15 protein-coding genes and 1 other RNA gene are annotated in these 15027 nt (G+C 41.7%); 4 read left to right on the top strand and 12 right to left on the bottom strand.

What is annotated here, in order from left to right:
* Positions 1-311: 311 nt before the first annotated feature.
* The 6 genes from gcvH to PSE60_RS14345 all read right to left on the bottom strand — a co-directional run bounded on the left by gcvH (position 312) and on the right by PSE60_RS14345 (position 6925).
* A complete protein-coding gene (gene gcvH / locus PSE60_RS14370; RefSeq protein ID WP_123382449.1) occupies positions 312-704 on the bottom strand; it encodes a glycine cleavage system protein GcvH in 393 nt (130 codons plus the stop codon).
* 45 nt (positions 705-749) lie between these two features.
* Positions 750-1844, bottom strand: coding sequence for a glycine cleavage system aminomethyltransferase GcvT (gene gcvT, locus PSE60_RS14365; RefSeq protein WP_272665834.1), 1095 nt, complete (start codon positions 1842-1844; stop codon positions 750-752).
* Between the two features lie 519 nt (positions 1845-2363).
* Entirely contained in the window at positions 2364-3593 is a 1230-nt protein-coding gene (ubiI, locus tag PSE60_RS14360; RefSeq protein WP_272665833.1) for an FAD-dependent 2-octaprenylphenol hydroxylase, read from the bottom strand.
* A 26-nt stretch (positions 3594-3619) separates the two neighbouring features.
* On the bottom strand, positions 3620-4798 hold the full coding sequence (gene ubiH / locus PSE60_RS14355; protein WP_272665832.1) for a 2-octaprenyl-6-methoxyphenyl hydroxylase: 1179 nt from the start codon (positions 4796-4798) through the stop codon (positions 3620-3622).
* A 34-nt stretch (positions 4799-4832) separates the two neighbouring features.
* Positions 4833-6155: a Xaa-Pro aminopeptidase gene (gene pepP, locus PSE60_RS14350; protein WP_272665831.1), complete on the bottom strand. Its 1323-nt coding sequence runs from the start codon at positions 6153-6155 to the stop codon at positions 4833-4835.
* A 191-nt stretch (positions 6156-6346) separates the two neighbouring features.
* Complete coding sequence (locus tag PSE60_RS14345) at positions 6347-6925, bottom strand: YecA/YgfB family protein (protein ID WP_004913063.1); 579 nt, start codon at positions 6923-6925, stop codon at positions 6347-6349.
* 139 nt (positions 6926-7064) lie between these two features.
* Between PSE60_RS14345 and zapA the strand changes: the two genes are divergently transcribed.
* The 3 genes from zapA (at position 7065) to PSE60_RS14330 (ending at position 8400) form a co-directional block, all read left to right on the top strand.
* Positions 7065-7394, top strand: a complete 330-nt coding sequence (gene zapA / locus PSE60_RS14340; protein WP_004913067.1) for a cell division protein ZapA — start codon at positions 7065-7067, stop codon at positions 7392-7394.
* A gap of 111 nt (positions 7395-7505) precedes the next feature.
* A non-coding RNA gene (gene ssrS / locus PSE60_RS14335) (6S RNA) lies at positions 7506-7687 on the top strand.
* 119 nt (positions 7688-7806) lie between these two features.
* Positions 7807-8400, top strand: a complete 594-nt coding sequence (locus PSE60_RS14330; protein WP_272665830.1) for a 5-formyltetrahydrofolate cyclo-ligase — start codon at positions 7807-7809, stop codon at positions 8398-8400.
* A 38-nt stretch (positions 8401-8438) separates the two neighbouring features.
* Here the strand turns inward: PSE60_RS14330 and serA are convergent, their stop codons facing one another.
* On the bottom strand, positions 8439-9689 hold the full coding sequence (gene serA / locus PSE60_RS14325) for a phosphoglycerate dehydrogenase (protein WP_004913072.1): 1251 nt from the start codon (positions 9687-9689) through the stop codon (positions 8439-8441).
* A gap of 444 nt (positions 9690-10133) precedes the next feature.
* Complete coding sequence (gene rpiA, locus PSE60_RS14320) at positions 10134-10796, bottom strand: ribose-5-phosphate isomerase RpiA (protein WP_102137421.1); 663 nt, start codon at positions 10794-10796, stop codon at positions 10134-10136.
* Positions 10797-10999: 203 nt separating this feature from the next.
* On the opposite strand from rpiA, the gene PSE60_RS14315 reads away from it, so the two are divergent.
* Complete coding sequence (locus PSE60_RS14315) at positions 11000-11911, top strand: LysR family transcriptional regulator ArgP (protein ID WP_210837163.1); 912 nt, start codon at positions 11000-11002, stop codon at positions 11909-11911.
* Here the strand turns inward: PSE60_RS14315 and PSE60_RS14310 are convergent.
* From PSE60_RS14310 to PSE60_RS14295, 4 genes are all read right to left on the bottom strand, one after another.
* Positions 11908-12642: an oxidative stress defense protein gene (locus tag PSE60_RS14310; RefSeq protein ID WP_272665829.1), complete on the bottom strand. Its 735-nt coding sequence runs from the start codon at positions 12640-12642 to the stop codon at positions 11908-11910. The two genes, PSE60_RS14315 and PSE60_RS14310, sit on opposite strands and share 4 nt — an antisense overlap.
* 151 nt (positions 12643-12793) lie before the next feature.
* Positions 12794-13429 carry an arginine exporter ArgO gene (argO, locus tag PSE60_RS14305; protein WP_272665828.1) on the bottom strand — a complete coding sequence of 212 codons (636 nt, stop codon included), beginning with the start codon at positions 13427-13429 and terminating at the stop codon, positions 12794-12796.
* 197 nt (positions 13430-13626) lie between these two features.
* Positions 13627-14499 carry a small-conductance mechanosensitive channel MscS gene (mscS, locus tag PSE60_RS14300; RefSeq protein WP_210837166.1) on the bottom strand — a complete coding sequence of 291 codons (873 nt, stop codon included), beginning with the start codon at positions 14497-14499 and terminating at the stop codon, positions 13627-13629.
* Positions 14500-14641: 142 nt separating this feature from the next.
* Positions 14642-15007 (bottom strand): YacL family protein, encoded by a 366-nt coding sequence (locus PSE60_RS14295; protein WP_272665827.1) that lies wholly within the window; start codon positions 15005-15007, stop codon positions 14642-14644.
* Positions 15008-15027 lie beyond the last annotated feature (20 nt).

The raw sequence follows: 15027 nt of genomic DNA, 5'->3' as shown, positions 1-15027 counted from the left end.
TTTCTAACTAATTAGATTTTATCAATCGTCTAAATAGCTCATCTTATGGCTATCACTAAAAAGTGTTTATTCTAAATAGTTTGCGTTATGGCTAGGCGGTAAACGAAGACAATCTTGGGGAACATACACAAGTATGTAACCCGAGTTGTTGAGTGCATCCACCCATAAAACAAGCGTATTAATAAATCCCATAAATAGTTCATCTTGTGGCTAGGCGGCAAACGAATAAGACCCTAGGAGCATACATCAGTATGTGACTAGGGCGAATGAGCGAAGCCAACGCCGCCACAAGAAGAAATATGACTAGGATTTTATTCTTCGGCTTCGATCATAGAGGTATAACCCGCCGCATCAATTAAATCCGCCAGCTCTGCGGTATCGGATGCTTTAATACGGAAAATCCAACCTTCTTGGTATGGCTGTTCGTTCACGAGTTCTGGTGCATCATTCAGTTCGCCATTAACCGCCACAATTTCGCCACTCAGTGGTGCGTAAATATCGGATGCCGCTTTAACTGACTCGACGACTGCAACGTCATCACCTGCACTTACTGCAGTACCTACTTCGGGTAAATCAACAAACACCATGTCACCTAACGTTTCTTGCGCATGTTCGGTGATACCAACCGTAAACTCACCATTACCTTCATCGCGCAGCCACTCATGTTCACGGGTGTACATTAATTCTTTAGGTGTATTGCTCATCATTAGCCTCTCAATTTTTAAATTTATTAATTAGATTCGCCCAAATTACACTAAGCATTTTCCTTCACGGACAAAGCCCGGTTTAACGACTTCAACTGGCATTTCTCTTTGTCTGATTTCAACAATTGCTTTGTCTTGAATTCCGTTCGGGACACGCGCTAATGCAATACTAAAGCCAAGGGTTGGCGAGAAAGAGCCACTGGTTATCACCCCTTCTTGTAGTTTCCCTAGTTCATCAGTAAAGCGGACAACTTGCCCCGCACGCAGTATACCTTTTTCACGCATCACAATACCGACAAGTTTTTCAGTACCTTGTTCGCGTAATTTTTCCAATGCTTCACGGCCAATAAATTGACGATCTTCTGGTTTCCAAGCGATCGTCCAGCCCATATTCGCGGCAAGGGGAGAAATGCTTTCATCCATATCTTGCCCATATAGGTTCATACCGGCTTCAAGGCGTAAAGTATCACGTGCCCCTAGGCCCGCAGGGTGAACCCCTGCGTTGAGTAACTTATGCCAAAATTCAACAACCTGCTCTTTAGGCATGGCAATTTCATAGCCTTTTTCACCCGTATACCCAGTGGTTGCGATGAATAAATCACCGGCTTGAACGCCATAAAATGGTTTCATTCCTTCAATAGCACTGTTTTGTTCCGCACTGAGTAATGAATGAACTTTTTCTGGTGCTTGTGGCCCTTGAACAGCCAATAGCGCTAAATCATCACGAACACGAATTTCAACCGCATAGCCTTTAGCATGCTGTTCAATCCAATCGAGGTCTTTATCACGCGTTGCTGAATTGACGACGAGACGATAAAAGTCATCAGCGAGGTAATACACAATCAAGTCATCAATAACACCACCAGAAGCATTCAGCATGCCTGTATATAAGGCTTTACCTTGCTCTGTAAGTTTATTGATATCATTGACGAGAAGATAACGCAGAAAATCACGACAGCCTTCGCCGTGTAAATCGACAATAGTCATATGGGAAACATCAAACATCCCTGCTTCGGTTCTGACAAAATTATGTTCATTGATCTGTGAACCATAATGCAACGGCATCATCCAACCATGAAAATCGACCATTTTTGCACCGCAGGCTATATGTTCATCATATAGTGTTGTTTGCTTTACCATGAATACCCTCTTTACATTATTAATATGACAGGGTGATTGCGTGGTGAAAATTACCCATCTGCAACAAAATCACGTGATAATTTTAACCCGACGCAAACGATAACTTTTTAAAAACCTACCACTGTTTGCGGTTCTATTCTATAAAAAAAAATAGGGCTACCATTCCTCTGTATTACTGATTGCGCTCTGCTTTTGCCAGCGATTTTTGTTAAATAATTGAGAATGATCACTCAAAACCCTTACATTTAGAGTCCAACGGTGCAAAATATCACCAAAACTAGAGTTTGAATGATGGCTTAATAAATAAAGCCCACCATAGCAATATAAATAAAACTAATGCGAAAAAACGAATGTAATTAGTTTTTTTCAGTCAGGAAATAAAAGAAGCGGTCTACTACTCATATTAAAACGAGGTCATTAGGATTATTTCTTATACAAAAATCAGTGATGACACTATGTGTATTGAGATAAATATAGAAAAGGCACAATTGATAATATTGCGCCTTTACAGAAAGGGATTTAGAGAGCGTCTTCGACTTGTAACTGTTCCAGCCACTTAGGCATATCAAATAGCCCCATCGCATGGTTCAACAATTGCGGTTTAATCCCCGGTAAGCTATCCGCTAACACTAACCCAATATCACGCAGCAACTTCTTCGCAGGGTTATTACCATCGAATAATTCACGGAAGCCTTGCATACCGGCTAACATCAACGCTGCACTGTGCTTACGACTACGTTCATAATCACGCAAGTATAAATATTGACCAAAATCTTTGCCTTCACGGTGCAAACGTTTAATTTCCCCCATCAACATCGCGACATCCATAAAACCAAGGTTAACCCCTTGGCCCGCTAATGGATGGATGGTATGAGCCGCATCCCCTAACAAAGCTAAACGTTGCGCCGCAAATTGCCTTGCATAACGCCCCGTAAGAGGAATAGTTAATCGTTCACTTTCCACTTGGCAAAGACCAAGACGAATATCAAATGCAACTGCCAATTCTTTATTAAAATCAGCAGGTTCTAAAGATTGGCGCCTTGCTGCTTCAGTGGCAGGCTGAGACCAGACAATCGAGCAAAGATTAGGGTCACTTAATGGTAAAAACGCCAAAATACCTTCACCATCAAAAGCTTGGCGAGCAACACCTTCGTGAGGTTTTTCAGTTCGGACCGTAGCAACTAACGCGGTATGTTCATAATCCCAAAAGGTTAATGGGATATCCGCATGACTACGCAACCACGAGTTTGCCCCGTCAGCCCCCACAATTAACCGTGCTGTTAACATGTTTTCATCATCTAACGTAATAAAAACATCATTTTCTCCCCACACCACTTTTTTAATCGTTGCGGGTGCTAATAATGTCACATCGCGAAGCTGCGACGCCTTTTGCCATAGTGCATCACGTACGACATTATTCTCAACAATATGCCCTAAATGCATTAAGTTGCGTTCTTGAGCGGTAAAAGTAATACGCCCAAAACTGTCGTTATCCCAAACTTCCATGCCATTATATGCAGAAGCTCGCATTCCTTTAATCGTTGACCAAACACCTAAATGAGACAGTAACTTTTCACTTGCCGCATTAATAGCTGATACCCTTAAAGCGTGCGGTTCTGCTGCACTAAATGGTACCTTAGGTGGATGATTCTCAATTACCGCAACACGTAGCCCACTCCCTTCAAGCCCACAAGCGAGTGCTAACCCAACCATACCACCACCGGCGATAACCACATCAAATGATTGCATATTCTTTATTCCTCTTTATTTCGTGGTTATTGGTGTGCAACCCAACCCAATGTTTGGCGAGCCAAAACATCACGAGCTGGCGGTAACATTTCCATTGCCATTAAACCTAAGTTACGCCCGACAATAAGCGGTAAACAGCGATTCGCAAATAAACGAACCAAACCGTCGGTTATCGTAACCGTTTTGTCTCTATCTAACGCCCGAGCTTGCTGGTATTGGCTTAGGAGTGAATAACATCCAATATCTTGCCCCTTGGCATCTGCATTTACCACCATGTGAGCCAATTGCATCACATCACGGATACCTAAATTAAAACCTTGCCCCGCAATAGGATGCAAAGTCTGAGCCGCATTTCCAACTAACACAACTCGATGACTGACTGGGTTAAGTGCTTTACGCAATACCAGTGGATAGCAATGGCGCTTACCTGCCATAACGATTTCACCTAACCGCCAGCCAAATGCTTGCTGTAATTTATCCGTGAATGTCGCATCATCCCAAGCTCTGATGGTGTTTGCTTGCTCTTGTTGATGGCACCAAACCAATGAACTACGCCCTTGTGACATCGGCAATAGTGCTAATGGACCAAATTCAGTAAAACGTTCAAAAGCTTGGCCTTGCGGGTCAATGGCGGTTTTCACATTCGCGATAATAGCCACTTGCCCATAGTCATCTTGTTGCCATTGCATATGGCAGGCTTTACCTATCGCGGAATGGCTGCCATCCGCAGCAATGAGTAATTCCCCGGTTACCTTATCGCCGTTATCCAAGGTGACCGTCACAATATCTTGTTCACGATGAACATTTTCTACTTTTGCAGGGCAATAAAGAGTAACTCCAGGGGCTTTACGTAACAACGAAAACAGGCGGGCGCCTGCTTCGTGCAATTCAATGACATTGCCTAGAGCATCGATATGATAATCATCTGCAGCAATGTTCACAAAACCAGCATGGCCTCTATCAGACACATGAACGTGATTAATGGGGGTCACACAATCCGCTAAAGCAGGCCAGACGCCTATTTTTGCTAACGATTGGCAAGTACCGTGGGCTAACGCAATCGCTCGTGCGTCGAACCCGGGATGTTTGCCATCCGGCAAAGCTGCCTCGATTAATGAAACCGATAATTTTCCTTGGCTAAGGGATGATATCGCCAGTGCTAATGTTGCACCCGCCATACCGCCCCCCACGATGATCACATTCATGCGTTGTTTATTACCTTTCTATGATGACTGACATCTACCCTAAATTGTGCGTTGCTGCTGCCATTAGGGCTTCAATTTCATCAGGGTCTTTCACGACTAAGTCTGTTAAGTTTTCATTTCCGTTTTCGGTGATCACAATATCATCTTCGATACGTACACCAATTCCGCGATATTGTGGTGGCACATCGGCATCTGGAGCAATATACAAACCAGGCTCGACAGTTAATACCATTCCGACTTCAAGTATACGGTCCCGATCTGTGCCGTAAAAACCTACGTCATGTACATCTAACCCTAACCAATGACTTAAACCATGCATAAAGAATGGCTGATATGCTTTGTTTTCGATCAATTGATCTACATCGCCTTGTAAAATTCCAAGTGCGACGAGGCCTTCAGTTTTGATACGAACAATTTCACGAGTCACCTCATGGATACTGGTTCCCGGACGATATAGCTCTAACGCGGTATTTAATGCTTTGAGGACGATATCGTAAATTTCACGTTGTGCTTGGCTAAATTTACCATTAACTGGGAAAGTACGTGTGATATCCCCCGCATAACCTTCAAACTCTGCACCCGCATCAATTAAGACTAATTCGCCATCCTTCATTAGGCTCTCATTTTCGGTGTAATGCAAAATACAGGCATTTTCACCGCTGCCCACAATGGAGTTGTACGAAGGAAAACGTGCACCATGGCGAGTAAATTCGTGCTCTAACTCACCACAAAGTTGATACTCATACATATTAGGTCGGCAAGTTTCCATGGCTCTGACGTGTGCTAGAGCAGAAATTCGCCCAGCCATACGCAGGGTGTTAATTTCTTCTTCCGACTTAAATAAGCGCATTTCATGAACAATTGGCCGCCAATCTACCAATGTTTGTGGTGCTCGTAAGTTGCGGCGGCTGCCTTTACGTAAAATATCTAAGGCATCAAATACCAATTTATCGGCATAGGCAAACTCACCTTGTGCATGATAAACCACGTCGAGGCCATTCAATAATTGATAAAGCTGCTCTTCTATTTCATTGAAAGGTAACGCTTTATCAATACCTAGCTTTTCAGGAGCAGCATCTTGCCCAAGGCGGCGACCAAACCAAATCTCAGCAGTTAAATCACGAACACGGTTAAAAAGAACAGTATGGCTATGTTTTTCATCGCTCTTAATCAGGACTAATACAGCTTCAGGCTCACTAAACCCCGTCAAATAAAGGAAATCACTGTGTTGACGGTACGGGTATTCGCAATCCGCATTACGCTGCGCAGGAGGCGCTGAAAAAATAATTGCTGCACTGCCTGATTGCATTTGAGCCAATAATGCATTGCGACGAGAAATAAATTCCTGTTTATTCATACCGTTTTTGCCTTATTATCAGAATAATTAGATTGCTGAATATATTGCTTGTGTTTAACCAATCACATACAACATACACTGGCGAAATGACTTAAAACTGGATACATCCCGTTTTCAAGCACTTAATTTTATCAGTAATAAATTATTCATCGACAAAGTTAAGTGGCTTTGAAAACGCACATTAATAGAAATTAATGAAGAACGGGCTTATCATTTTCCACTGCCGTTGGGCCTTTAGTTGGCTCAATCAATGCAATGTAACATAATTGTACCGCCACCCTGACATACTCAATCACTTCTTCTAACGCTTGCTCAAGTTCTTCTTGGTCTTCGTCTTCATCATAACCAAGCATACCAATATTGCGTAAATCGGTGATAACTTCACTTATCTCTTTTTTATCAGCCAATTTCGGTTGTGTAACTCCAAGCCCTAATAAAAAGTGATTAACCCAACCAGCCAGTGCATCAGCATGGTCAAAAACAGAAGCGTCTTCGTCAGGGAATAGCATGGCAAATGCAAACTCGCTGTCATCAAGTGCTTCAAATGTGGTATCAAAAAGTTCTCGCAGTGGCTGTGCAACAGTTTGAGGGAAAGCTAAACCATCGTTAGCAAGGTCATGGACTAACGTTTGCCAGCTATGGTCACGACCCCCACCGCAGATCAACCCGGTTATTAGACCATGGATTTCCGCGGCAGTAAGTGCGATTGAGTGCTGTTGCAGAAGTTTGTCCAGTGATTCATAGTTTGGTAAAGATTTTTGTATAGACATCTGAATTCGTCATGTTAGCTTATGATTCGTGATATGCTACCATCAAGGATAGCCGCTAGACCAGTATGCTTTTGTCTTATCTATTAATTGCGCCAAATATGATGTATTTACGGCGAGTATTATTCAGTATGGAGGTATCATGTCCGCACAACCTGTCGACATCCAGATTTTCGGGCGCTCAATGCGAGTCAACTGCCCATCAGAACAAAAAGAAGCCCTTCTTGAGTCGGCTAAAGAATTAGAACAACGCTTGCAAAATCTGAAAGATAGAAGCGGTGTCACCAATATGGAACAGCTTATTTTTATCGTAGCATTGAACGTCTGTCACGAATTAGCACAAGAAAAGACAAAAACGCGTGATTATGCTTATAATATGGAAGAGAAAATAAAAATGTTGCAGCACACAATTGAACAAGCGTTGCACGATCAGGTGAAAATTACTGAGAGGCAGGTATTGCCCCTAGAGTAAATCTGCTTATTAATCAGACACTAGTAGAAAAAAATATACAAAATTAAGGTTGCATTTTAAATCTAGTTTCGTACAATGAAATCACTGAGTAACGATAAGTTCTCAAACCAAATTTCTCTGAGATGCGCGTGAGTGGGCGAGTCCCCTGAGCCGATATTTCAACTAAATAGAATGTGGTTATGGCGCTGGTGAGCATGCCTGATTCGCTCAGGAAGCCTAAAGGTTGCTAAACTGCGTTCACCTTGAACCAAGGGTTCAAGGGTTACAGCCTACAACGGCATCTTGGAGACCCTCAATTAAGTTTCTGCTTATTTTTCATTTGTTTTCTACATAACCGTTCATCTTACGATATACTCTAAGTAATATAATTACTGGGTTAACTGTTTTTATCGTATTTATAACAGGTTATCACATGCAAGATTCTCTCTCGACACAACGCCAGCTGGTACGTCAAACTATCCGTCAGGCACGCCGCCAACTAAGCCTTGAACAACAACAAAGTGCCGCTGAGCAAGTCATGCATAACGCATTACACCACTCGAAAATTGCACAAGCCAATAATATTGCTCTGTTTCTTTCTTTTGATGGGGAAATTGACACAAAGCCGCTTATTCATGCACTTTGGGCTCAAGGTAAGCAAGTGTATCTTCCTGTTTTACATCCTTTTAGTCGTCACCATTTACTGTTTCTTCACTATCGTCCAGATAGCCAACTCGTTAAAAACCGATTTCATATTGATGAGCCACCACTTGATGTCAGAGATGTGCTACCACTCGAAAAACTGGATATCATGCTTATCCCATTAGTGGCATTTGATGCTCAAGGACAACGGTTAGGTATGGGAGGTGGGTTTTATGATAGGACTCTAGCAAATTGGCAACAAACCGGTTTTTATCCGATTGGGCTTGCCCATAATTGCCAGCAAGTAGAAAAACTCCCTATAGCTCACTGGGATGTACCTTTACCCGAAATTATTACGCCGCAAAAAATATGGCGCTGGTCATAAATACCCGCGCCATTATTTCACTCAATTTTTAGCGTAGTTTAGAATAATAAACGTGCACGAATGGTGCCTGGCAAGTCTTTTAATTTCTGAAGTGCTTCATCTGTTTGGTTTGGTGTTTGCATTAATACATCAATAACCACATAACCCACATTGCCAGAAGTACGTAGGTACTGACCGACAACATTAATATTATTTTCCGTGAATACTTGGTTAATGCTATTCAGAATACCTGGACGATTTTCATGAATATGCAAGAAACGGTTTGTATCTTCAGTATGCACTGGCAGAGAAACTTCAGGGAAATTAACCGCAGATAAGGTTGAACCATTATCTGAGTATTTCGCCAACTTACTTGCCACTTCTAGTCCAATATTTTCTTGAGCTTCTTCTGTAGACCCCCCAATGTGCGGCGTTAAAATCACATTGTCGAACTTAATCAATTCAGAGATAAATGGGTCATTAGGGTCATTATTTGCAGCAGGCTCGCTTGGGAAGACATCCACCGCTGCACCGGATAAATGCTTGCTTTCTAACGCTTCAGCCAGTGAAGGAATATCAACCACCGTTCCGCGTGATGCGTTAATGAAAATAGAGCCGGGTTTCATACGGTCAAATTGTTCTTTAGCAAACATATTTTTTGTACTTGGTGTTTCAGGTACATGTAAGCTAACAACATCACTCATATTCAGCAGTTCAGTTAAAGAACGAACTTGTGTTGCGTTACCTAAAGGTAGCTTGTTTTCAATATCATAAAAGAAAACATTCATACCGATACCTTCAGCTAAGATCCCTAACTGAGTACCAATGTGACCATATCCAACAATACCAAGGCGCTTACCACGCGCTTCAAAACAGCCTTTAGCTTGTTTTTCCCAAATACCGCGGTGTGCTTGCATATTGGCTTCAGGAATGCGACGCAGTAAAAGTAATAACTGGCCTAATACCATTTCTGCAACAGAACGTGTATTCGAAAATGGTGCGTTAAAAACAGGAATACCGCGCTTTGCAGCGGCATCTAAATCAACTTGATTGGTGCCGATACAAAAGCAACCTACTGCAACGAGTTTTTCTGCTGCAGCGAAAATTTCTTCAGTAAGATGAGTACGGGAACGGATACCTACAAAACGTGCATCTTTAATCGCTTCTTTTAATTCTTCGTCGGATAACGCACTTTTGTGATATTCAATATTGGTGTAGCCCGCGGCTTTTAAGTTATCAACCGCACTTTGGTGCACACCTTCTAGCAGTAAAAATTTAATTTTGTCTTTTTGCAAAGATACCTTAACCATTTCCCTACCCTATCGTGAACGTACTTAAGATTTATAACAGATGAACATATGTGTTTGCCTAACATAGCTCAAGAGAGATGACATCTATCTACCTTGAGCTATGAGCGTATACCAACATAGCAAAAAATAGCGCAGTAGCAATACAACCGTTTGCTTAATGGGTACTAAAAAGCGCGAAGAAAAAGAAGTTAAATGGTAGAAAATCAGGGGCGGTAACACAAAATAAGGATTTTTCCTGCACAATGCCTATTTGTGTGAGATATATCACCAAAATAGCTCGATATTAAAAAAAATAAAATAAATTTCAAATTGATGATATTTATAAAACTGGTTAATTAATTTAGCGTTTATCAGCTCATAAACTAACTGCAAAATATCAGTAAAACAAAAAAGCCAGTGGGTATAATGCCACTGGCTTATTAGAATAATTGAATACGATATAGATTATAGCTTGATGGTTTTAACGCCTTCGTTTGCAGTTCCCATCAAAACGACGTCAGCCCCACGATTCGCGAACAACCCAACAGTCACGACCCCCGCAATTCCGTTGATGGTATTTTCGAGTGCCACAGGGTCAACAATATTTAAATTATGGACATCTAAAATGACATTGCCGTTATCTGTAATTACATTTTGACGGTACTCTGGCGTGCCACCCAGTTTAACCAATTCACGTGCCACGTAGCTACGCGCCATTGGGATCACTTCAACAGGCAGTGGGAATTTACCCAATACATCAACTAACTTAGATTGGTCGACGATACAAACAAAGGTTTTTGCAATTGCAGAAACAATTTTTTCACGTGTTAAAGCGGCACCACCGCCTTTGATCATATTCATGTGGTGGTCAACCTCATCAGCGCCATCAACATAAACATCTAATGAATCCACTTCATTACAATCAAATACCGTAATACCCAATGATTTTAATTTTTGAGTTGATGCCTCTGAGCTTGATACCGCACCTTCTATTTGACCTTTCATTGTTGCTAATGCATCAATAAAGTGTGAAGCCGTTGAACCCGTTCCAACACCAACAATCGTGCCCGGTTTTACGTAATCAAGTGCTGCCCAACCTACCGCTTTTTTTAATTCGTCCTGAGTCATGCTCATGCCTTTTAAGATTTAATTGAGTCGTGATTAAGGTTATTAATAACTAGTATATACCGGACACCCAATAAGTGGCAGCCTTGTTCGTTGTATTTGTGTCATGGTTATTGGGATTTACGCCACAACAATAATATTTTTAAGTGTTGCGTGTAAAAATATGGCATAGTGCTTGGTAGAATAACAACAAGGAGATCTTTTTGATGAAGCGCCCTGACTATCGCGCATTACAAGCACTGGATGCCGTTATCCGTGAACGCGGCTTTGAGCGCGCAGCTCAAAAGCTCTGCATCACGCAATCTGCTGTTTCACAACGCATAAAGCAGTTAGAAAATCTATTTGGGCAGCCATTACTTGTGCGTACCGTTCCGCCACACCCAACTGAACAAGGGCAAAAATTACTAGCACTGCTTCATCAAGTCGAATTATTAGAAGAGCAATGGTTAGGTGATGAAAATAGTGGCTCCACCCCGTTGTTACTTTCACTTGCCGTCAACGCCGACAGCTTGGCAACTTGGTTTCTTCCAGCCCTAAACCCTGTATTAGGCAATAGCCCTATTCGGTTAAATATTCAGGTTGAAGATGAAACACGAACCCAAGAACGTTTAAGACGTGGCGAAGTGGTAGGTGCTATCAGTATTCAACCCCAAGCCTTACCCGGTTGCTTAGTCGATAAACTTGGCGCACTGGACTATATTTTTGTCGCGTCACCCGGCTTTGCGGCAAAATATTTCCCTGATGGCGTTACTCGCTCTTCGTTATTAAAAGCGCCTGCGGTTGCTTTCGACCATTTAGATGATATGCACCAAGCCTTTGTTCAACAAAACTTTGGCTTGTCACCGGGCAGTGTTCCATGCCATATCGTGAACTCCTCGGAGGCCTTTGTACAGTTAGCGAAACAAGGTTCGACCTGCTGTATGATCCCACATTTGCAGATAGCCAGTGAATTAGCGAATGGTGAATTGGTTGATTTAACTCCAGGGTTATGCCAACGACGCATGCTCTACTGGCACCGCTTCGCACCTGAAAGCCGTACAATGAAAAATGTGACTGACGCCCTATTAAAAACCGGGCGCCAGATGTTAAAACAAGAAGATGAATCAGTAAAAAGCTAGCGTTTTAATTCAAATACCACATCGACTTGGTCATTAAAATCAATACTCTGTTGTTCATAGGTTTCATCAATCTTGAGGTCTTGAGCAACAGAGGCTTTCATTGCCCCGCCGTAATTTCTTGCAGTAATTGGATATGGCACCGCCGCTGGCGCATTATAGTTAATGCTATACACTGGGCCTAACTGAACATTAAAGCCTTTCGCTAAGATATTGGCTTGTTCCGTTGCATTTTTAATCGCTTGAGACCGTGCTTCATCACGATACTGTTGCGGGTTAGCTACACCAAACTGTACTGAATTTATTTCATTGAGACCCGCAGCTAAAGCGCCGTCTAACAAGACATTAAGTTGGTCTAATTTCTTCACTTTCACTTCAACAGAACGTGTTGCCGTGTAGCCTTCGATAGTTGATTTTTGTTTCACACTGCTATAATCATATTTAGGCTGAGTTCGGACATTTGCTGCGTTAATATCTTGTTTTTCAATACCATTTTTCTTAAGAAACTCAAAATACTCTGCAACTCGCTTATCGACCCCAGCTTTTGCCGCTGCCGCATCTTTTGCAGTAACTTCCACCAAAATATTCAGCGTCGCCATGTCTGGAGCCGCCTTCACGATTGCGTTACCCGAAGTAGTAATGTGTGGACCATTCGGTAACGGGTCAGCCAATGATATGGTCGGAACCGCAGCACCTGCTACCATCGCAGCTAAAACTAAAGATTTTAATTTCACAGAACCTCCCAAGACAATTATTTATCGCTAAAAAAGGGATAATTAGTACAAACTATCCCTGCGCTCAATTTAACAGTAACACATGGAACAAAAAGTACAGTCAGAATAATGAGAAATTGAACGTTATTGCTTGTCTGTTGAAGATATATTGTTATTGAGAAAGCAAACCGAGCCCTTTAAGCCCCTGCATAGCGAGTTGAAATGCAATAAACCACATCACGCTACCGACAAAAACATTAATAATGCGCTGTGAACGCGGTTTATTTAACACGGGTGAAAACCAAGCAGCAAGTATTGCTAACGCAAAAAACCACACAAAGGAAGCTGTTAAAGCACCCGCCGTAAACCAAGGTCTCAGCTGGCTTTCTAATTGGCCTCCCACACTGCCCAAGACAACGAAGGTGTCTAAATAAACATGAGGGTTCAACCAAGTGACAGCAAACAATGTGACAATCACTTTCCATCTCGTGATAGCTCGGTTTTCCGTTTGAAGTATTACCTCATCAGGGCTAAGGGCAGTACGAAACGCACCATAGCCATACCACATAAGAAATGCTACACCAGCCCATGTAATCAACTGCATTAATATTTCAGACTGGCTTAATAAAGCACTCCCACCAAAAACACCCGCGACAATTAAAGCGGTATCACTTAATGCACATAATAATGCGCTCATTAAATGAAACTGCTTTCGGCTGCCTTGCTGCAAGACAAAAGCATTCTGTGGACCTAAAGGTAATATCATTGCGGCACCTAACAGTGCGCCCTGTAAATAGATAGAAAACATGCATTAATTCCGGTTTTTTATTCAATTAATATGCATGAATATTAACGAGAAAAAATTATTAGTGGAAATGATTAAGTCTAATAGGTCATAAGCTTCACTTATAACTAAAAACAATTCAGTAAGAAAAATAGAGGTGTGAGAAATGAATAAGAGCCCATCAAAGACAGGCTCTTATTTTCAATAAATACGACTAAATATTACTCTGCAGAATCTTGCTTGATAGGCGTATTTTGTTTATGAACATGAACATCCATTTGTGGGAATGGGATACCAATATTATGTTTATCCAATGCCCGCTTAAACTCTTCAAGCAAATCCCAATACACCGGCCATGCATCACCATTGGTGGTCCAAAAACGGACTAAATAATTTAATGAGGATGGCGCCATATCATGTAAACGGATAGTCACGCCTTTCGCATGCTGAATACGGCTATCCGCAGCGACGATATCCCCTAATACTTTTTTCACCACATCAATATCAGAATCGTAAGCAACACCGACAATAATATCTTGGCGGCGATTAGGCTCACGACTGGTATTAATAATGTTATCGGCAATTATCTTTCCATTAGGAATAACAATAATACGGTCATCTGCCGTTCTTAGCGTCGTTGAAAATATTTGTACATTTTGCACTGTGCCTTCGACTGCACCAATCGAGACATATTCTCCCGCTTTTAGTGGTCTAAATACCACCAGCAAAACACCTGCTGCAAAGTTACCCAGTGAATTCTGTAATGCTAGGCCAACCGCTAAACCGGCCGCACCCATTACCGCAATCACCGAGGCAGTTTGTACACCAATTTTCCCTAATACAGCAATTAAGGTGAACGCAATGATGGTATAGCGTGCAATTGCCGATAAAAAGTCACTGACTGTTGAATCAATGCCTTTCATGGTCATCACGCGATGTAAACCACGTCCGACCCATTTTGCAATCATCATCCCGACAATCAAGATAACGATAGCAGACACGATATTCACAACATACTGAACGAACAGATCTTGGTTTGCCACAAACCAATTCGTTGCATCATTCAACGCGCCTGTAACATCATCAGTATTCATATATATATGCCCTTTAGGATCCAATTATCAATATTAATCCCAGCCAATTAATCTTTAACAAAGCGTTTAATGGCTGGCCGCACATTGCAAATAATAGCGATGATTTATTAAAACACAAAACAAATCACTAAATAAAATTATTTTATCTATTTTCTATAACAAAAACTCGATAATCTTTTAACATTAATAGGAAGTCATCAATCCCACAAAATGCAACACTTTCGTTATCGTAATAGCTCATACCTTCTTCCAACCCTTCAGTTTCAAATGACAACTGATTAGCACGGACCATCACCTCTTCGTCATCTAACAACAATGTGTACTCATGACCAATTAATTCCCATTGTTTTTCACTACCTTTAATTTTTTCGTAATTTTCCTCAATAGCATCTAACAGACTAAGGTCATTTTTAACCTCTTCATTAAGCCAATATCCAATAGCCTCATGATCCATCGAGAATTTAGCGGAGATAGCTCCGGTGATATCTTGGAAAAATTGGTAGTCCATATGCAGTCCCTCTACTCTTG

The organism is Providencia sp. PROV174, from assembly GCF_028480685.1.
Classification (GTDB): Bacteria; Pseudomonadota; Gammaproteobacteria; order Enterobacterales; family Enterobacteriaceae; genus Providencia; species Providencia rettgeri.
The sequence above is the reverse complement of the archived record's forward strand: the minus strand, read 5'-3'. Positions and strand labels throughout refer to the sequence as shown.

What these genes read in the sequence shown, in the direction of transcription:
- mscS (WP_210837166.1), bottom strand. Translation starts at nt 14,499, where the DNA reads ATGAATACTGATGATGTTACAGGCGCGTTGAATGATGCAACGAATTGG.
- zapA (WP_004913067.1), top strand. Translation starts at nt 7,065, where the DNA reads ATGTCCGCACAACCTGTCGACATCCAGATTTTCGGGCGCTCAATGCGA.
- argO (WP_272665828.1), bottom strand. Translation starts at nt 13,429, where the DNA reads ATGTTTTCTATCTATTTACAGGGCGCACTGTTAGGTGCCGCAATGATA.
- PSE60_RS14345 (WP_004913063.1), bottom strand. Translation starts at nt 6,925, where the DNA reads ATGTCTATACAAAAATCTTTACCAAACTATGAATCACTGGACAAACTT.
- ubiH (WP_272665832.1), bottom strand. Translation starts at nt 4,798, where the DNA reads ATGAATGTGATCATCGTGGGGGGCGGTATGGCGGGTGCAACATTAGCA.
- gcvT (WP_272665834.1), bottom strand. Translation starts at nt 1,844, where the DNA reads ATGGTAAAGCAAACAACACTATATGATGAACATATAGCCTGCGGTGCA.
- PSE60_RS14315 (WP_210837163.1), top strand. Translation starts at nt 11,000, where the DNA reads ATGAAGCGCCCTGACTATCGCGCATTACAAGCACTGGATGCCGTTATC.
- ubiI (WP_272665833.1), bottom strand. Translation starts at nt 3,593, where the DNA reads ATGCAATCATTTGATGTGGTTATCGCCGGTGGTGGTATGGTTGGGTTA.
- serA (WP_004913072.1), bottom strand. Translation starts at nt 9,689, where the DNA reads ATGGTTAAGGTATCTTTGCAAAAAGACAAAATTAAATTTTTACTGCTA.
- PSE60_RS14295 (WP_272665827.1), bottom strand. Translation starts at nt 15,007, where the DNA reads ATGGACTACCAATTTTTCCAAGATATCACCGGAGCTATCTCCGCTAAA.
- rpiA (WP_102137421.1), bottom strand. Translation starts at nt 10,796, where the DNA reads ATGACTCAGGACGAATTAAAAAAAGCGGTAGGTTGGGCAGCACTTGAT.
- pepP (WP_272665831.1), bottom strand. Translation starts at nt 6,155, where the DNA reads ATGAATAAACAGGAATTTATTTCTCGTCGCAATGCATTATTGGCTCAA.
- gcvH (WP_123382449.1), bottom strand. Translation starts at nt 704, where the DNA reads ATGAGCAATACACCTAAAGAATTAATGTACACCCGTGAACATGAGTGG.
- PSE60_RS14330 (WP_272665830.1), top strand. Translation starts at nt 7,807, where the DNA reads ATGCAAGATTCTCTCTCGACACAACGCCAGCTGGTACGTCAAACTATC.